Below are 18,421 nucleotides of genomic sequence, written 5' to 3'. Positions count from 1 at the left end.
GTTTTTTGTGCGCGCTCACAATCGGTCCAGCGCCTCGCCGCTGCGCTTGAACCAGTCGATCAGATAGTCCGCCAGCACTTGGGTGCGCTTGGGTAATCCGCCCTGATACGGATGCACCAGGTACATCGGCATGCTGCGGGTCTGATAATCGCGCAGCAGCCAGCGCAAACGCCCGTCAGCCAGCTCGGCCTGAAGCAGGTAAGACGGCAGTCGCGCAATCCCGGCATGAGCCAGCGCAGCTTTTTTCAGCAGGTTGTAGTGATTGCTGGCAAAAGGCCCGGACACCCGCACCCGCGATAATTCGTGCTGCTGGTGGTAGAGCCATTCTTCACGACCGCTGTAATGGCTGTTGAGCAGGCAACGATGGCCCGTCAACTGCTGCGGCGTGGTCGGCTCGCCAAACTGTCGCAGGTACTCGGGGCTGGCACAGGTCATTTCATGCCAGGCCAACAGCGGTCGGGCAACCAGGCGCTGGTCGTTGGCCACTTCGGAGCGGATCGCCAAGTCAAAGCCGTCGCGGGCCAAATCGCGGTAACTGTTATTCAGCTCCAGCTCGATCAGGACCTGCGGGTACTGCCGGGAAAACTCCAGCAGCAAGCCATCGAAGAACGTCTCCCCTAGCGAAACCGGCACGGTGAGCCGTACCGGGCCTGCCATGTCGTCCTTGAGCCGCGCCAGCGCTTGCCGTGCGCGCTCGACCTGAATCAGCAGGGCCTGAGCTTGCGGCAGCAACGCCGCGCCCGCCGCCGTCAGGCTCAAACGGCGTGTCGTGCGCTGCAACAACAGCACATCGAAACGCGCCTCCAGCAGGCTGATGCGCTTGGACAACTGACCTTTGCTGCAGCCCAGTTGTTGCGCCGCCAGGGTGAAGCTGCCCGCCTCGATCAGCACCGCGAAGGCGGCCAGGTCGTCCATTTCGCTCATGGATTGTTTCCAATTGAAAACCAAAGGTTGCCTATTAGCACGCTTATCTCCAGAAAAAACCACACTAGACTGAAACCTCGTTCAAACACCCGAGGAATCCCCACGATGAAAATTCTTTTGATTGGCGCCAGCGGCACGGTAGGTTCGACGATTGACAAGGAGTTGTCCGAACGTCACGAGATCATTCGCATCGGCCGCACCAGCGGCGATTTCCAGGTAGACATCAGCGACAGCGCCTCGATTCGTGCGCTGTTTGAAAAGACCGGCAAGTTCGATGCCCTGATCTGCGCCGCCGGCAGCGTGACCTTCGCTCCCTTGGCGGAAATGACCGAACAGAGCTTCACCCTCGGTCTGCAAGACAAGCTGATGGGCCAGGTCAATCTGCTGCTGATCGGCCGTGAATTTGCCAACGATGGCGCCTCGTTCACCTTCACCAGCGGTGTCCTCAGTCACGACCCGATCCGCAGCGGCGCATCGGCGGCGCTGGTCAACGGTGCTCTGGACAGTTTCGTGCGGGCCGCCGCCATCGAACTGCCTCGTGGCATGCGCGTCAATTCCGTCAGCCCCACCGTGCTGGTGGAGGCGATGGGCAGCTACGCCCCCTACTTCCGTGGCTACAAACCGGTTTCCGGCGCCGATGTCGGACTGGCCTACGCCAAGAGTGTGGAAGGTTTGCAAACCGGGCAGACGTTCCACGTCGGCTGACCGCGACCGGTTCAGTCCAGGAGGCTCGGTACCAACTCCCGGGCAATGGCGCGCGACATCGCGACTCGGAACTGCGCACCCAGTACTGACTGTACGGTGGCCGTGGTGATCGGCTGGCCATTGATCAACAGGGTCAACGGCTTTCCGATCGATTCCGTACTGACCTTGCGCATGCGTTCCGTGGCCTCGGGGGAAAGTGTGACATTCAAGGCTACAGTCTCGGGGTTGGGGGAGTCGATGTCCTTCAACACCAGCTCCGTTTTGGTGAAGTCCAGGGCCGATGAGAAGTCGATCTCGACAGCCTGAGTGGATGTGCCGACCACCATTGCCAAAAACACCATCCAAACCTTGCAACGCATGAGCATCCTCCTGATCCAGTGGAAAAAACGGCTCCTAGAGTAGCCGATCCCGATCGGCGTCCACCCGCAAGAACCCCGTACACAATGTTGCAGGGGCGCGTTTGAGCGCGCTCGGGCAACACCGGCCTTGTGATCGACGGCCTGCCTGCGTAACGTGGCGGCACCTGTCTGGAGACCCAACGATGCGTGCTGCCCGTTCCCTGATGTTTGTCGCCCTGCTGCCGTTGTTTGCCGGTTGTCAGTTGCTCGAGAGTTCGCCCCAGGCGCCCTCCACGGCCGGCCTGACCCGCATGCAAGGTGAGCTCGGCATGGCCAACGGCAAGCTGGTGTTCAAGCCCTGCCAGGGCAACAACCTGTATGCCGTGCATGACAGCGGCTCCACCAGCGTCATGCAAGAGGCCGCCACGCTGGCCGGCACCCAGCACCAGGTCTTCGCCGATCTGCGTGGCCGGGTGCCCTCGGCAAAAGTCGCGGACGGCCAAGCACAACTCGATGTCCAGCAGCTGTATCGCCTGGAACGCTCAACCGGCGCCTGCAATAGCCCGGACTTCCAGAAACTGATCCTGCAGGCCGGCGGTAATACGCCCAACTGGAGCGTCAAGGTCAGTGGCAACGGCATGGTGGTCGAGCGCGCCGGGCGGCCGGCCCTGGCCCTGCCCTACCTGGAAGAACAGCTGGGTGACGGGCGCTTTCATCTCAGCAGCGAAGCCAACAACCAGCGCGTCGAACTGTGGATCGCCCCCCAGCGCTGCGTCGACCCAAGTCGCCCCAGCGTCCAGCTCATGAGCGCCGAGTTGCGGGTCAACGATCAGGTACAACGTGGTTGTGCCTATTTTGGCGGCGCACGCAGCGACTGATTCGACGAGCTGCTGTTTTAGCCTCACTGGACAGTGCCTTTGCGGCTTATAATTGCCCGCTTGCAAACGCCTTGGCGCATTGGTGCGCCCGCGAACCGGATCCTGTCATGTTACGAATCACCGAACTCAAGCTGCCAATCGACCACCCCGAAGAAGACCTGCGCCCTGCCATCGTGCAACGCCTGGGCATCGCCAGTGATGAACTGCTCGATTTCACCTTGTTCAAGCGCAGCTACGATGCGCGGAAAAAGTCCACCGAACTGTGCTTCATCTACACCATCGACCTCAACCTGCGCGACGAGGCGAAGGTGCTGCAGGCGTTTGCCAATGACCGTAACGTCAACGCCGCACCGGACGTCAGCTACAAGGTTGTAGGCCATGCGCCACAAGACCTGAGCGAACGTCCGGTAGTCGTCGGTTTCGGCCCCTGCGGGATCTTCGCCGGGCTGCTGCTGGCGCAAATGGGCTTCAAGCCGATCATCCTCGAACGCGGCACTGAAGTACGCCAACGCACCAAGGACACCTGGGGCCTGTGGCGTAAAAATGTGCTCAACCCTGAGTCCAACGTGCAATTCGGCGAAGGCGGCGCGGGGACCTTCTCCGACGGCAAGCTCTACAGCCAGATCAAGGACCCCAAGCACCACGGTCGCAAGGTCCTGCACGAGTTCGTCAAGGCCGGTGCGCCGGAAGAGATTCTCTACGTCAGCAAGCCACACATCGGTACGTTCCGTCTGACGGGCGTGGTCGAAAACATGCGCGAGCAGATTCGCGCCCTCGGCGGCGAAGTGCGCTTCCAGCAACGAGTCACCGATGTATTGATCGAAGACGGCCAACTGACCGGCGTCGAGCTGGCCAGCGGCGAGCAGATTCACTCCCGCCACGTGATCCTCGCGCTGGGTCACAGCGCCCGCGATACCTTCCGCATGCTGCACGGTCGCGGTGTGTACATGGAAGCCAAGCCGTTCTCGGTGGGCTTCCGCATCGAGCACCCGCAGTCACTGATCGACAGCGCTCGCCTGGGTAAGTACGCCGGTCACCCGAAACTCGGTGCCGCCGACTACAAACTGGTGCACCACGCAAAAAACGGTCGTTCGGTCTACAGCTTCTGCATGTGCCCGGGCGGTACGGTAGTGGCCGCGACGTCCGAGCCGAACCGCGTCGTCACCAACGGCATGAGCCAGTACTCGCGTAACGAACGTAACGCGAACTCCGGGATTGTCGTGGGCATTACCCCGGAAGTCGATTATCCGGGCGGCCCGCTGGCCGGTATCGAGTTGCAGGAGCAGCTGGAATCCCACGCCTTTGTCCTCGGCGGTGGCAACTACGAAGCCCCGGCACAGTTGGTGGGTGATTTCATTGCCGGTAAACCGTCGACAGCCCTGGGCAGCGTCGAGCCGTCCTACAAGCCAGGTGTTGCCCTGGGCGACCTGGCGCTGGCGCTGCCGGCATTTGCTATCGAGGCCATCCGCGAAGCCCTGCCGGCCTTCGAGAAGCAGATTCGTGGCTACTCCCTGCACGATGCCGTGCTGACCGGGATCGAGACCCGCACCTCGTCGCCGCTGCGCATTACCCGCAACAACGAGTCGATGCAGAGCCTCAACGTCAAGGGCCTGTTCCCGGCCGGTGAAGGCGCTGGTTATGCCGGCGGGATTCTCTCGGCGGGTGTCGACGGGATCCGCATCGCTGAAGCCGTGGCCCGCGACATCCTCGGTCTACCGGCCTGAAACCTGGCACTGGCGTGACGGGTGCCCGCCCATCACGCCAGTGCCAACGCTTCAAATCCCTGCGCGCAACACATTGTCCGGCAACGGTTCACCGCGTTCGACGCTGGCGGCGACCGTCGCGATCAACCCATCCAACTCGTATCCCTGCGCCTTCAACCACTCCTGATCGTAATAGGTGGTCCCATAGCGTTCGCCGCTGTCGCACAGAATCGCCACGATCGAACCCGTTTCCCCATCCGCGATCATCTGCTGCGCTGCCACCAGGGCACCGATCAGATTGGTTCCGCTGGACCCTCCCACGTGCCGTCCCAGACGTTGCGCCAGATAATGCATGGCGGCCAGCGACAGAGCGTCAGGGACCTTGATCATGGCATCGATAACTTTCGGCAGGAACGACGCCTCGACCCTCGGACGGCCGATGCCCTCGATCCGCGAACCGCAATCCAGGCGCAGACTCGCATCGCCGCTCTGGTAATAGTCGAAGAACACCGAACGCTCGGCATCGGCGCACAGGACTCGGGTGCAATGCTGGCGATAGCGCACGTAACGCCCCAATGTTGCCGTGGTCCCGCCGGTACCTGGGCTTGAGATCAGCCAGCTCGGCTGAGGATGACGCTCAAAGCGCATCTGCTGGAAGATCGATTCGGCGATATTGTTGTTGGCACGCCAGTCGGTGGCGCGCTCGGCATAGGTGAACTGGTCGATGAAGTGCCCGCCGTGCTCACGGGCCAGGCGCTCGGACTCGGCGTAAATCTGTGTGGGATCCTCCACTAGGTGGGGCTTGCCTCCGTAGAACTCGATTTGTGCGATTTTTTCCCGGGAGGTGGTCGCCGGCATCACCGCAATAAACGGCAGGCCGAGCAAACGTGCGAAATAGGCCTCGGAAATCGCCGTCGAACCGCTGGACGCCTCGATCACCGGTGCTCCTGGCTTGAGCCAGCCATTGCACAGCGCGTACAAAAACAGCGACCGGGCCAGGCGGTGCTTGAGGCTGCCGGTAGGGTGACTGGACTCATCCTTGAAATACAACTCGATCCCCGGCAGACCCGGTAATGGCAGTGGAATCAGGTGCGTGTCGGCGCTGCGTTGGAAATCGGCTTCGATGATACGGATGGCTTCGCGGGCCCACTGTCGGCTGTCGCTCATGGCTGGGTTCTCGTTGACTCGAATGGGGCTGGCTTAATGCCCAAGCTTAGGAAAAAACCTACATAACTCACAGGTACAGCTGCGATTCAATACGCCAAGCAACTGCTAGGCTCTCTGCACCGCCGGTTGTAACGACATATAACAAAAAAGAATATAACTTTTGTTTTATCGTCTAACGGTACAGGTTAGGGTGTCCCACCTTTTGAATCCACAGATGGAGAGCGACTTTGCCTCTGCGTAGCACTTTCACGCGTTTCTTTCAGATGGAAGCTGCCAGCGGTCTGTTATTGATCGCTGCCGCCGTCCTTGCCCTGGTCATCAATAACTCGCCGTTGTCCTGGCTCTACACTGGCCTGCTGGACACCCCCGTGGTCGCCCAGATTGGCGCCCTGAAAATCGCCAAGCCGCTGTTGCTGTGGATCAACGATGGCCTGATGGCGCTGTTTTTCCTGCTGATTGGCCTGGAAGTGAAGCGCGAAGTACTCGACGGGCAACTGTCCAAGCCCTCGCAGATCGTCCTGCCCGGCGCTGCGGCTATTGGCGGTATGGTGGTGCCGGCGCTGATCTACTGGCTTCTCAACAAGGACAACCCGCCGGCGCTCAATGGCTGGGCCATTCCTACCGCCACAGACATTGCATTCGCCCTCGGCGTACTGGCCCTGCTGGGCAAGCGAGTACCGGTGTCGTTGAAACTGTTCCTGATGACCCTGGCCATCATCGATGACCTCGGTGCGATCATCATCATCGCGATTTTTTACTCCGGCGCCCTGTCAACCCTGTCCCTGGCATTGGCCGCTGCCTGTATCGCCGCCCTGATCGGGATGAACCGCGCGGGCGTGGTCAAGTTGGGGCCGTACATGATCATCGGCCTGATTCTCTGGGTCTGCGTGCTCAAGAGCGGTGTCCACGCCACACTGGCCGGTGTAACCCTGGCCTTCTGCATCCCGCTGCGCACGAAAAACGCCGAGCCTTCGCCACTCCAGACCCTGGAGCATGCGCTGCACCCCTGGGTGGCCTACGGCATCCTGCCGTTGTTCGCCTTCGCCAACGCCGGCCTTTCTCTTAGCGGCGTAACCCTCGAAAGCTTCACCCACGATGTGCCCATGGGCATCGCCGTCGGCCTGCTTCTGGGGAAAACCATCGGTGTCTTCGGCCTGACCTGGCTAGCGGTGAAAATCGGCATAGCCGCCCTGCCTCAAGGTGCCAACTGGGGCCAGGTGCTGGGCGTGGCGATTCTCTGCGGGATCGGCTTCACCATGAGCCTGTTCGTCGGCTCCCTGGCCTTTGAAGCCGGCAGCAGCGAATACGCGGGCATGGACCGCATGGGCATCCTGACCGGTTCGCTGTTTGCTGCGTTGATTGGTTATACGGTGATGGTCATGGCGAGTCGCAAGACCACGACAGCATAAGTCGCTCTGAACCGCTCCCCCAAAAACACAAAACCCCGACCAGTCACCTGATCGGGGTTTTGTTTTAACCGTCTGCGCTTAGTGGGAAACGCGGCTGGTGCCATCGACGGTGGAGATGCGTACGCGCTCGCCGACGCGGAACACTTCGTTCTCCTGAACCTGCTGCACGTAAGCACGCATGCTGCCGTCGTCTTCACGCACGGTGATTTCTACGCCCTGGGTACGGGTCAGGCCTTCTTCAGTGGCCGAGCCGATCAGACCACCAGCAACCGCACCGATGACCGCGGCAACGATGCTGCCTTTACCGCCCCCGATGGCGCTGCCACCAACGCCGCCAACCGCTGCACCCGCCAGGCCGCCGATTGGGGTCTTGGTGCCTTCGATCTTCACCGGACGCAGGGATTCGATGGTGCCCATGCGGACGGTCTGCACGCGACGCGCCTCATCACGGGAGTAGGAGTCGCCGGTCAGGCTGGACTGGCAACCCGTGAGCAACATCGCCATCGTCGAAAAGGAAGCAACCAGCAGAACAGACTTACGCATAGCATCAACTCCAAAGGACAAGTATTCATTAAACTCCGCAGCTTGACGCCTGTCACGGCGCCGCCGGGATAAAAGTGCTTTCATTCAGGCGCAGTACAGCGCCTGCCAGGGACTCAACACACAGTAGCGGCAAATTCCAGAACCTGCGCCACCGCCTCAAGGATTTCCATGGATTACTTCATCATTGTCGTCACCACCGCTGCCGGTCTGTACTTCCACTGGTGGTTGTACGTACGCATCAAGCGCTGGATGGATCGCGACCTGGCTCTGGCCATGGCTGGTAACGACGAACAGAAAAAAGCTTTCATGCTGCAACAACTGGAACGCGCCAGGCAGCAGAAAATCAAGCGTCGTGACCTGCAACAGTGGCTGGAGGCGGCCGCAGCCACCTACCCTGCCCGGTAGACTGCTCAGGGCGCCAGACGTTCACGGCTCCAGCGATCGCCGTGCAAGCGATAGTTCAGGCGATCGTGCAGTCGACTGGAGCGGCCCTGCCAGAACTCGATGCGCTCGGGCAGAAGGCGATAGCCCCCCCAATGCTCCGGGCAATGCGGCTGGCTCTCGCTGAAGCGCTGCTCGGTGGCCTTGAGCAGGCCCTCGAGCTCGGCACGATCGGCAATCACCCGGCTCTGTGGCGAGGCCCAAGCCCCCAGGCGGCTGCCCAACGGGCGCACCTGGTAATAGGCATCGGACTCCTGCGCACTGACCTTGACCACCCGCCCCTCGATCCGCACCTGACGCTCCAGCGTCGGCCAGAAGAACGTCATGGCGGCGAAGGGATTGACGGCCAATTGCTGGCCTTTGGCGCTTTCATAGTTGCTGAAGAAGGTAAAACCCTGCTCATCCAGCCCCTTTAGCAACAGGATCCGGCAATGCGGGCGACCGTCTGTATCCACCGTGGCCACGGTCATGGCGTTGGCTTCAACCGGAGGCTGCTCGGTTTTCACCGCCTCGGAGAACCATTGGTGGAACAGCGCGAACGGCTCATCCGGAGCCTGGGCTTCGGTCAAGCCATCGCGGGTGTAGTCGCGGCGCATATCAGCCAGAGCCTGGGTCATGGCGTTTTCCTTGTGCTGGAGCAATCAGTTAGCAGCTGTAGCCTTGGCTGGCACCGGTTTTTTCGCCGGGGTTGCGGTCTTGGCAGGCTGTTTTTTGGCTGACGCGGCTTTCTTTGCAGGCGCCTTCTTCGCCGGTGCAGCTTTTTTCGACGACGATGCTTTTTGATCAGCCAGGTCTGCTGCGGCAGGCTTGACGTCCTGAACCGCCACCATTTCCGCGACCGGCGGGGTTGGCGAGCTGTATTTGCTCAGCAGGGCCAGCATGGTGGTGCGTTGGGTCAGCATGATTTCAACACGACGGTTCAAGGCACGGCCCTGGGCGCTGTCGTTGGCCGCGCGCGGCATCAGGTCACCCATACCACGCAGCATCAGGCGATCACGCTTGAGGCCACCGAGGCTGAAGATCGAGGCCACGGAGGTAGCACGTTCCTTGCTCAACGCTTGAGTTGCCGGGGCGGCGCCCGTCGAGTCACCGTGACCGAGGACCAGTACGGAGGTCTTGGTATCGCCCTCTACCAGCTTGGCGATTCGGGTGAATGGGCCCAGGGTCGAAGGCAGCAGCATCGCTGGACGTTTCGGGTTGAAGGACTCATCGACAGGCACGACGACCACCAGTACGTTCTCGCGACGCTCAACGACCAGGCGCTTGTCCTGAACGGCACTGCGCAGGCGTGGCTCGTAGTCGTCGAGCCACGCCTGGGTGATTTTCGGATCCGGCATCGGTACATCCTTGATGTCGGCCTTGGTTACAGCCTTTGGCTGGTCGCTGAACGGCCACCACCATTTGCTTTCGGAGTCGGCCTTGGCGGCAGCGGCGGCAGCGCTGGTTGCCGCGATGGGTGCGGTCGGCGCTACGGCCTTGGTGTCGGCCACTGCTGGTTTGGCCGGGGTCTCGTCGGACGAGAACGGCCACCAGCTGCTGCCGCCCTCCTTCGCCTTGGCAACAGGTGCCGGGGTGCCGGCAGCCTTGTCCGCAGGAGCAGGAGCAGGAGCAGCCTTGGCGTCCGCTTTGACGTCAGGCTTGCTGGCGCCCTTGTCCGCGACCTTGTCGGAACCGGAACCGAATGACCACCAATGGCCACCGTCGGCATCATTTTGTGGAGTTTGTGCGCAACCAGTGATGGTGAGGCACAGTGCCAGAGTTAAAAATTTGTTCGGTGACATGAGATATCCACAAAATGAGATAAAAAGCTGTGGGTCTTGATGACCCGTCTGAACACACGCTCTGAAACATCAAAGGTCGTGGGGTTCCGTTCCACGACCTTCAGGCATCTTTTATCAAAAAAATGCGATACAGCAACCTTTTTACAGGCAATCGGCGAGAACTCGCACCAGCTTCTGCGCACGCGGGTCCATCAATACGTAAGGCCCCAGGGTATTGGTGACAAAACCAAAGGCCACATCGTACTCGGGATCGGCAAATCCGACCGATCCTCCTGCGCCCGGGTGACCAAAGGCACGAGCACCGAGGCCGAAAGTGGCATTTGCCACGTCCGGTTGATCCAGCATGCAACCCAGGCCAAAACGGGTCCGGGTCAGCAAGGTCTTGTCTTCGCCCAGGCTGTGCTCACGGGTGAGCTCCTCGAGCATTTCACTTTCCAGCAGACTGCCATCCAGCAGGCCGCTGTAGAAACCGGCCAAGCTGCGGGCATTGCCATGGCCATTGGCCGCTGGCTGCTGCATCCGTCGCCACTCCGGCTTGTTGGTGCTGGTCAGGATCGACGGCGGGTTGGTAAAGGCCCGTGTGCTCATGGCCTCCGGCTCGCGCATGGTCACCTGGAGCAAGCGCTGGGCCGCCGCATCGCCGAGGCTGCCTTTACCGCGCGCGATATGTGCGACACGGTGGAATTCTTCATCCGCCAGGCCGACATGGAAATCCAGACCCAATGGCCGGGCCACCCGGGCCACGATCGATTCGCCCGGCCCTCGGCCATCAGCTCGACGCAGCAGTTCGCCAATCAGCCAACCATAGGTGATGGCCGCATAACCGTGGCCTTCGCCCGGCGTCCACCAAGGCGCTTCGGCGGCCAGTGCGTCGACCATGGTCTGCCAGTCGTAGAGCGCCTCAGCTGGCAACAACCCGCGCAGGGCCGGCAAGCCAGCCTGGTGGCAAAGCAGTTGGCGCAGAGTCACTGACTCCTTGCCGGCTGCTGCGAATTCGGGCCAGTAGCGGGCCACCGGGGCATCGAGTTGCAACTTGCCTTCGGCGACCAGTTGCAAGGCTGTCACGGCCGTAAAGGTCTTGGTGCAGGAAAACAGATTGGCGATGGTGTCGCTGTGCCACGCCTGGTGGCCGTCCTTGTCTGCCGTACCGGCCCACAGGTCGATGACGGTCTCGCCACCCACCTGGATGCACAATGCCGCGCCACGCTCCTGGGAGTTGTCGAACAGCGCGGCAAAGGCCTCGTGCACCGCTTCGAATTTAAGTTCGTAATGACCCTGAATCTGCACCCGCCACTCCCCGGAAAAACGTTTCGCTTCAATGGCCGGCATTGTTCCAGCCTCCAAGGCTTTTGGGAACCCGCACAGGCTGGGCGGTTGTGCTGAACAACCGCGAATTTTGCTGATTAATGACCGTTTGCCGAATGCCCGCCCGGATGACCGCTTTGCCCCGGGGCATGGCCGTCTGGATGGCCTTTTTCGCCTTCGTTGGCCGCTCCCGCATTTGCCGCTTTTTCGACCTCGACCCTGGCAGCCTTTCCAAGCTGATCAAGGGCTTGCAGGTTAGCCTTGCGTACCCCGTCGACAAAGCCCTGGAACGGGATGTCGGTGATACCTACCAGGCCGAAATGGCCATTCTCACCGTCCAGCAGACGCCCGGTGACCGACTGATCCAGGTACTGGAACCAGTGCACGCCGACAATCGACGGTTCGCTGATGGCTTGCCTGAGGAAAGTGGCGTAGGCCGGGGCGCGATCTTCTTCCCTGGCCAACTCGGTCACGCCACCCCAGAACGGGCCGCGATCACGGGAGCCGAAGTTGAATTCGCTGATCAGCACCGGCTTGTCCAGCGCCTGGAGTTGAGCGAAGTCGTAGCCGTCCTGCGGCTTGAGCGTGTACATGTTGAAGCTCAGGACGTCGCAATACTGGGCACAGGATGCCACCGCCTCCGGGGTGCTGACGGCAAACCGGCCACCGAGCAGCAAGTGATTGGGTGCGTGCCATTTCAACGAGTCAGAAATGGTCTTGAAGTAGGTATCGGCGAATACCTTTTGGAAATACTTGAAGTCGGCCTCGATTTCCGGGTGCTGCGGATCAGGCAGCGGCGGCACGAAGCCCGGGTCTTCCATCAATTCCCAGGCCGGCAGGTCGATACCCCAGGCCTTGGATAGACCGGCCTGGTTACGGTACTTGTCGCGCAACTGTTTGAGAAAGGCGCGCTTGGCCGGGACGTCGGTGGTCATTTTCAAGGTGCCATAGGCCAGCGCGTAGCGAGCCTTGGGATCGTCGCCAGGACCGGCCCAGGCCAACTCATTGTCGGCGTAATAGCCAATCAACCAGGGATCGTCCCGGTGATCGCGGGCAGCGATGGCCACGGCACGTTCAGTGGCCATGGCAAAGCGCGGATCGAACGGATCGGGCATGCCGCCCCACCAGTCGTTGCCGGTGCTGATACTGGTGTAGTCACCGACAATCGACAGCGGCAAGGTGTAGGCCACGCGATCGCTCTGTCCCAGCGCCGGAGCGCTCCAGTTTCCGAGGGTGTTGAAGCCCCAGGCTTGCAGGCGATCGAGGGTATGTCCGGTCCAGCGCTTTTCGTCGAAAGCCGCTGGAGCGCAGGGAGTGCTATTGGCCTCAGCGGCGGGCTGCTCGGTCGGCGGCACAGTGGACACGACGCAAGGCTGAGCGTAGGTGCGCTGAAGGTTGGCACCATAAAAGTCATACCAGCGGCCGCTATTGAAACTGCGTCCGCGATCGACTCCGTTACCGCCACGGTTGTCGCTTTCACCGTAGTGACTGGCCAGCACCTCGCCGTCGCCAGGCAATGCCTCGAACATGCCCTCACGACCGGCAACATAGGTCTGGCTAGCATCGGCGGTCACCGCGTTGACCCCGAGCGAGTAGAACGGATGCCCCTCAGGCGTCACCAGGAACCAGCGGCCATCACGCTTCTCGGTGCGAAAGAAACCACTGGCCTTGAACGTCGGGCCCTGGCTCCAGCCGCCGAACTTGTCGAGGTCGTTGCGCTGGCGCTCGGCAAGCCAGGTTTTCAGTTGCTGTTGTTCCTTGCCGGCGGCTGCCTTGAGCTGGTCGTCGCTGGCAATTTTTTCCGGCCATTTGGCCCGAGTGGACTGACCATAGGCGTCCACCAACGAGCCATAAACGGCCTTGACCACCGATTCACCCTCCTGCACACCAAAGCGCTCGATCAGGATGCTTTGGGCTACCTTGGGTTGCTCCATCGACAGCGACACCGATACCACCTGACTGCGATCCAGTTCACCCTCGCTGCTGGCGAGCAGAATGCGCTGCCCGTCGACGGTCATCGGCATCGGCGGACCGGCCTTCATGCCCTGGCTCAATGGCGTACTCGGGATCAACGGCACCATCAAGGTTTGCGCAGGGCCCGCCGGCAGGTCGACACGGCTGACGAGGGTCTTGCCGTCATTACTCTGGATCGTCACATAGAGGGTCAACGCCCAGTTCATCGCGCTCTGCAGGCGCAGGGTCATGACTCCGGACTGCGACCAATCCCAGGCGCCGGTCTGCGGCGTCAGGCGCAAGGTCGGCCGGGCTGTTGGATTGAAGGTCACCCGCCGCAACACTTCACCCTCGGCCGTCTGTTCCGCGTTGGATTGCGGCAAGCTGGCATCCTGTGTCGCCACCTGGACCACATCGGCCGGGCGGACAAAGTTGAACAGCGTCTGCTGCCCGGTTGGTGCTGCCAGCAAGGGCGTGGCAAACATCAGGGCAAATACGGCGGGTAACGTACGGCGAATCATGAGAACCAGGTTCTCCCTAAGGCGAATGTGAGATCGGAGATAGGGGATAGACAACGCAGTGGGCGTTTTCGCCCACCTTGTCTCAAGAAATTTCGCGGCGGAACGGCGGCAGCGCATTGAGGATCGCTTTGCCATAGCGCTGAGTGACCAGGCGCCGGTCCAGCAGAGTGATGGTGCCGCGGTCCTCTTCAGTACGCAGCAGACGTCCGCAAGCCTGGACCAGCTTGAGCGAGGCGTCGGGCACCGAGATTTCCATGAACGGATTGCCACCCCGGGCTTCGATCCATTCCGCCAACGCCGCCTCGACCGGATCGTCCGGCACCGAGAACGGGATCTTGGCGATCACCACGTGTTCGCAGTAGGCGCCTGGCAAGTCGACCCCCTCGGCGAAACTGGCCAAGCCGAACAGCACGCTGGAATCGCCACCGTCGACCCGCGCCTTGTGCTTGTTCAGGGTTTCCTGTTTCGACAGGTTGCCCTGGATGAACACTTGCTTGCGCCAGTCGCGGTCCAGGCCGTCGAACACGTCCTGCATCTGTTTACGCGAGGAGAACAGCACCAGGGTGCCGCGCGAGCCTTCGACCAGTTCCGGCAAGTCACGAATGATCGCCGCGGTATGGGCCGCTGCATCACGGGGATCGGCGTTCAGGTTTGGCACCCGCAAGACACCGGCGTCGGCATGATGAAACGGGCTTGGCACCACCGCCGTCACGGCTTTTTTCGGCAGGCCGGCGCGCATGCGGAAACGCTCGAAGGTGCCCAGCGCGGTCAGGGTCGCCGACGTCACCAGGCAGCCATGTGCCACGTTCCACAGGCTGCGGCGCAGCATCTCTGCGGCAAGGATCGGGCTGGCGTTGACCTCGATGTCAAACAGCGAACCGCTTTCGGCCAGGGTCAACCAGCGTGCCATGGGCGGATTGTCTTCCGGGTCCTCAACCGTGAAGGCGGTCCATAGCTCCCAATTGCCCTGGGAGCGTGACAACAGGCTGCCGAACAGCGGATACCACTCTTCTGCCTGATTGCTGGCGATGCCGATGTTGACCTCGCCGTCCATGCCCTCCTTGAGCAATTCGGTCAGGCGGGTGAACAGGTCGGTCAGGCGGGCGAAGCCTTTCTTCAGCTCGATGCCCATTTCCCGCATGTGCTCGGGAACAACCCCGCCGACGAAGCGATGGCGTGGCCGCTCACGGCCCTCGACGTCTTCCCCGGGCTTGAAGTCGGCGACCTGCTCGCAGGCACTGAACATGAACTGTTGCTGGGTCTTGATCTCGCGCGCCAACTCCGGCACTTGCTCGATGAGCTTACCCAGATCACCCGGCAACGGATGTTGCGCGAGCAACTTGGTGAGATTCTTCGCGGTGGATTCCAGCCAGTCGGCGGTCGAGCGCAGGCGCGTGTAGTGGGCGAAGTGGCCGATGGCTTTGTCGGGCAGGTGGTGACCTTCGTCGAACACATAAATGGTGTCACGCGGGTCAGGCAGGACGGCGCCGCCGCCCAGCGCCAGGTCGGCGAGGACCATGTCATGGTTGGTGACGATCACGTCGACCTTGCCCATGCCTTCGCGTGCCTTATAAAAAGCGCACTGGCCGAAGTTCGGGCAATGGCGATTGGTACACTGGCTGTGGTCGGTGGTCAGGCGTGCCCAGTCGGCATCTTCCAGGGCTGTAGACCAACTGTCACGGTCGCCATCCCACTTATTGCCGGCAAGCTTCTCGATCATGCTGGTAAACAGCTTCTGACTGGCCTCGTCGACCTCGATCCGGAAACCTTCTTCTTCGAACAGCTGTGCGGTGGCGGTTTGCGCGTGGCCTTCCTGCAACAACATATCGAGCTTGGACAGGCACATGTAACGACCACGGCCCTTGGCCAGGGCGAAGCTGAAGTTAAGCCCGCTGTTGCGCATCAGGTCCGGCAGATCCTTGTAGACGATCTGCTCCTGCAAGGCGACGGTGGCGGTGGCAATCACCAGGCGTTTGCCGGCGGCCTTGGCGGTCGGAATCGCCGCTAGGCTGTAGGCCACGGTCTTGCCGGTACCCGTGCCGGCTTCCACGGCGACAATCGCCGGGTCGCCACTGCGCCGACCTTCGTCATCGGTGTCGATGTCACCGAGTACTTTGGCAATTTCGGCGATCATCAGGCGTTGGCCGTAGCGCGGCTTGAGGCTCTTGGCTTCGAGAAAACGCGAGTAGGCGCCCTGGATCGTGGTTTTGAGTTCAGTGCTGATCATGAATTGTCGGGCGCAAAAACGCTGGATAAATTTTCAGTAGTTTGAATCGGCCGCTATCATACCCCGCTAATCAATCCTGCGCAGGACGGAGTACCCCAATGACACTTTTCGCCTTCATTTATAGCATCCACGTGCTGGCGGCCCTGGTCTGGGTCGGCGGCATGTTCTTCGCCTGGATGGTCCTGCGCCCCGCCGCGGTCAAAGCGCTGGAAGGCCCGGCACGGCTGAAGTTGTGGGTCGAAGTGTTCCCGCGTTTTTTTGCCTGGGTCTGGGTCGCAGTCATCATTCTGCCGATCGGCGGCGTCGGCATGATCCACATGCGCTTCAATGGTTTTGAAACGGCCCCCCGCTACGTGCAGATCATGATGGGTTTGTATCTGGTGATGACCGCGCTGTTTATCCGGATCCAGGCGCTGCAGGTGCCGGAATTGCGCAAGGCGGTGCTGGCCGAAGACTGGGCAACGGGGGCCGCGACCCTGGGTGGGATTCGCCGTCTGGTGGGGATCAATTTGCTGATCGGCTTGCTGCTGGTGGCGATCGCCTCCGCACGGCCGATGTTTTAAGCATTCACCCGCCTCGCGCCCTGTGAGCGAGACGGGTGAGTAATGGCTACAGGCGCTGCACGGTCACCGAACCTGGAGCGCCAACCGGCCCAGGCTGACCCGCATCACCCGGGCGACCGCTCTTGCCGCCATCGGCGCGATACACCAGGCAGCCTTTGGACTTACCGCCCGCCCCGGCTTTGCCCCCAACACCGGGCAGGCCGCCGGCACCGCCCTGCACCTGCACCTTGATGCTCTGCTCGGCAAAGTCACGCGGCAGCTCCAGGCGCACCAGCGCTCCCGGCGCCCCGGCACGACCATCGCCGCCATTATCACCATCGGCACCCCGGCCCGCCGAGCCCCAGGTGCAGCCCGGCTCCTGGCCATTACCGCCGTCGAGCCCGACAAAACCCGGAGCGCCATCACCGCCGCGCGCATCCACCGACAGCTCAGGCGCGTTCAACGAGACAATTCGCAGGTTCAGGTTACGCCCCGGACGTGCCGCCTTGAGGTAGGTACCCGGCGCCCCTCGGGAAGTGATCTGGCTGCCGCTCGCCAGCAACGCATGGCCGACGCTGATTTGCAGACTCTGCTCGCCTGGAACAATAGCGATTCGGGCGTCGCGCCCGAGGTGCAACTCCGTCACATTCAATTGGGTGACATTGGAGGGAATCAGCAAGGTGCCATTGTCCGCCACGTCCAGACGCTCCAGTTGCAAGGTGCTGGCGGTATTGGGCAGGCGCATCAGGGAATGACTTTCGACTGTCAGAACCTGCGCCATGGCCATTGGGCTGATCAGCGCAGCAAGCAGACAAAGTTTACGCATGGCGGGCCTCCGACGTGTCAGCACTGGCCATGCTCTTTATATGAAAGATGCCGAATAGCAGAACTTGCAGGCGATCGAGCCAGGGATGAGCGCGCGTTTTCAAGGTGCGATTGAACACCAGCACTTCCAACAGGTGGACCAGCAATAACACGCTGGAAACCAGATTGACCGCCAGATGGATCGGATCAGTGAATGGCTGCAACAGATTGACCACTGCCACCAACCAGAACACCAGCCCCGCACATTTGCCCAGCCCCCATAACACTTTCATACCCGCCCCCCCGAGGATCATTTTTCTTTGCGCGAACAGTAACGACTTCCACGCGGGGTACGCCAGAGGGCAACGAAAATTCTTCTGCAGCGCTCGATTTCGCCACCGGATCGACGCAGATCGCCAATCCGGCAGCGCCGATCAGCGACCGATCACCAACTCGACCCGACGGTTTTTCGCTCGACCTTCTTCACTCGCGTTATCCGCCACCGGCTGGCTTTCACCCATGCCCTGGCTGGTGAGTTTGTCAGGGGCCAGTCCCTGATTCAGCAGAAAGGCGGCGACACTGCTGGCGCGTCGCTCGGACAGCCCCTGGTTATAGGCATCGCTCCCTTGGCTATCGGTGTGACCCACTACCTTGATGCTCAGGACGTCGGCGCTTTTCAACTTGTCCATCAACGCCATCAGTTGTTCATGAGCGGCCGGCGTCAACTCCGCCGAATCGAAGGCGAACAACACATCGCCCTGGTCACTGAGGGTAATCACTTCACTGCTGGGTTCGACCGGTTTGACGCTGGGCGGGTACTGGGGGATCGGGCACCCGCGGTTGTCCACCGGTGTATTGGCCGGAGTATCGGGGCAGTGATCGCGACGGTCGAAGACGCCATCGCCATCTTCGTCGCCATCCTGTGCGTAGCAGATCAAGCCGCCGCTCAACAGACCGAGCGCCGCGCCACCTGCTGCCCAACCACCGCTTTCGATGGCGCCCAAGCCTCCGCCCACGAGTCCGCCAATGACGCTGCAGATCGGCCAGGTACGTTGATTGAGGGGGGCAGTGCCGTCGCTGTGGGTGGCGCAACCCGAGACCAGGCTGGCTAACAGAAGTACCGGTATTACGGTCCGTGCACGAACGCTCATGATGATTGCTCCTGTGTCACCGGCCGACA

General features: G+C 61.5%; 18 protein-coding genes. 6 read left to right on the top strand and 12 right to left on the bottom strand.

Translation table 11 applies throughout. From position 1 onward, the window contains the following. Positions 1-15 precede the first annotated feature (15 nt). A complete protein-coding gene (locus KW062_RS07035; protein WP_027621147.1) occupies positions 16-924 on the bottom strand; it encodes a LysR family transcriptional regulator in 909 nt (302 codons plus the stop codon). 105 nt (positions 925-1,029) lie between these two features. On the opposite strand from KW062_RS07035, the gene KW062_RS07030 reads away from it, so the two are divergent. Next, complete coding sequence (locus KW062_RS07030; protein WP_105755662.1) at positions 1,030-1,629, top strand: short chain dehydrogenase; 600 nt, start codon at positions 1,030-1,032, stop codon at positions 1,627-1,629. Positions 1,630-1,640: 11 nt separating this feature from the next. Here KW062_RS07030 and KW062_RS07025 read toward each other — a convergent pair whose 3' ends face one another. After that, a complete protein-coding gene (locus KW062_RS07025) occupies positions 1,641-1,988 on the bottom strand; it encodes a SecDF P1 head subdomain-containing protein (protein WP_105755663.1) in 348 nt (115 codons plus the stop codon). Positions 1,989-2,170: 182 nt separating this feature from the next. Between KW062_RS07025 and KW062_RS07020 the strand changes: the two genes are divergently transcribed. Further along, positions 2,171-2,845, top strand: a complete 675-nt coding sequence (locus tag KW062_RS07020; protein ID WP_105755664.1) for a hypothetical protein — start codon at positions 2,171-2,173, stop codon at positions 2,843-2,845. Positions 2,846-2,952: 107 nt separating this feature from the next. After that, entirely contained in the window at positions 2,953-4,569 is a 1,617-nt protein-coding gene (locus tag KW062_RS07015) for an NAD(P)/FAD-dependent oxidoreductase (RefSeq protein WP_027621143.1), read from the top strand. Between the two features lie 51 nt (positions 4,570-4,620). Here KW062_RS07015 and KW062_RS07010 read toward each other — a convergent pair whose 3' ends face one another. Beyond that, entirely contained in the window at positions 4,621-5,715 is a 1,095-nt protein-coding gene (locus KW062_RS07010; protein WP_105755665.1) for a PLP-dependent cysteine synthase family protein, read from the bottom strand. 227 nt (positions 5,716-5,942) lie between these two features. Between KW062_RS07010 and nhaA the strand changes: the two genes are divergently transcribed. Further along, a complete protein-coding gene (gene nhaA / locus KW062_RS07005) occupies positions 5,943-7,124 on the top strand; it encodes a Na+/H+ antiporter NhaA (protein WP_105755666.1) in 1,182 nt (393 codons plus the stop codon). 78 nt (positions 7,125-7,202) lie between these two features. Here nhaA and KW062_RS07000 read toward each other — a convergent pair whose 3' ends face one another. Then, entirely contained in the window at positions 7,203-7,667 is a 465-nt protein-coding gene (locus KW062_RS07000) for a glycine zipper 2TM domain-containing protein (RefSeq protein ID WP_027621140.1), read from the bottom strand. Positions 7,668-7,835: 168 nt separating this feature from the next. On the opposite strand from KW062_RS07000, the gene KW062_RS06995 reads away from it, so the two are divergent. Further along, a complete protein-coding gene (locus tag KW062_RS06995) occupies positions 7,836-8,072 on the top strand; it encodes a hypothetical protein (protein ID WP_027621139.1) in 237 nt (78 codons plus the stop codon). A 5-nt stretch (positions 8,073-8,077) separates the two neighbouring features. Here KW062_RS06995 and pdxH read toward each other — a convergent pair whose 3' ends face one another. The 5 genes from pdxH to dinG all read right to left on the bottom strand — a co-directional run bounded on the left by pdxH (position 8,078) and on the right by dinG (position 15,895). Then, positions 8,078-8,725 (bottom strand): pyridoxamine 5'-phosphate oxidase, encoded by a 648-nt coding sequence (gene pdxH / locus KW062_RS06990; RefSeq protein WP_105755667.1) that lies wholly within the window; start codon positions 8,723-8,725, stop codon positions 8,078-8,080. Positions 8,726-8,749: 24 nt separating this feature from the next. Next, entirely contained in the window at positions 8,750-9,889 is a 1,140-nt protein-coding gene (locus KW062_RS06985; protein ID WP_105755668.1) for an OmpA family protein, read from the bottom strand. A gap of 141 nt (positions 9,890-10,030) precedes the next feature. After that, positions 10,031-11,176 carry a serine hydrolase domain-containing protein gene (locus KW062_RS06980; protein WP_105755672.1) on the bottom strand — a complete coding sequence of 382 codons (1,146 nt, stop codon included), beginning with the start codon at positions 11,174-11,176 and terminating at the stop codon, positions 10,031-10,033. Between the two features lie 116 nt (positions 11,177-11,292). Continuing rightward, complete coding sequence (locus tag KW062_RS06975) at positions 11,293-13,668, bottom strand: beta-galactosidase (RefSeq protein WP_105755669.1); 2,376 nt, start codon at positions 13,666-13,668, stop codon at positions 11,293-11,295. A gap of 82 nt (positions 13,669-13,750) precedes the next feature. Further along, positions 13,751-15,895, bottom strand: coding sequence for an ATP-dependent DNA helicase DinG (gene dinG, locus KW062_RS06970; protein ID WP_105755670.1), 2,145 nt, complete (start codon positions 15,893-15,895; stop codon positions 13,751-13,753). 98 nt (positions 15,896-15,993) lie between these two features. On the opposite strand from dinG, the gene KW062_RS06965 reads away from it, so the two are divergent. Continuing rightward, the gene (locus tag KW062_RS06965; protein ID WP_027621133.1) at positions 15,994-16,458 is read left to right on the top strand and encodes a CopD family protein; all 465 of its coding nucleotides are present in this window, start codon (positions 15,994-15,996) and stop codon (positions 16,456-16,458) included. Between the two features lie 46 nt (positions 16,459-16,504). Here the strand turns inward: KW062_RS06965 and KW062_RS06960 are convergent, their stop codons facing one another. The 3 genes from KW062_RS06960 to KW062_RS06950 form a co-directional block, all read right to left on the bottom strand. After that, on the bottom strand, positions 16,505-17,263 hold the full coding sequence (locus tag KW062_RS06960; protein WP_027621132.1) for a hypothetical protein: 759 nt from the start codon (positions 17,261-17,263) through the stop codon (positions 16,505-16,507). Then, positions 17,256-17,534: a DUF1145 domain-containing protein gene (locus KW062_RS06955; protein ID WP_218424827.1), complete on the bottom strand. Its 279-nt coding sequence runs from the start codon at positions 17,532-17,534 to the stop codon at positions 17,256-17,258. The genes KW062_RS06960 and KW062_RS06955 overlap by 8 nt, the downstream gene beginning before the upstream one ends. A gap of 141 nt (positions 17,535-17,675) precedes the next feature. Beyond that, positions 17,676-18,392, bottom strand: a complete 717-nt coding sequence (locus KW062_RS06950) for an OmpA family protein (protein ID WP_105756107.1) — start codon at positions 18,390-18,392, stop codon at positions 17,676-17,678. Positions 18,393-18,421 lie beyond the last annotated feature (29 nt).

The sequence above is a fragment of the Pseudomonas fluorescens genome (assembly GCF_019212185.1).
Taxonomy (GTDB): Bacteria; Pseudomonadota; Gammaproteobacteria; order Pseudomonadales; family Pseudomonadaceae; genus Aquipseudomonas.
This window is presented reverse-complemented; position numbering and strand designations above follow the sequence as displayed.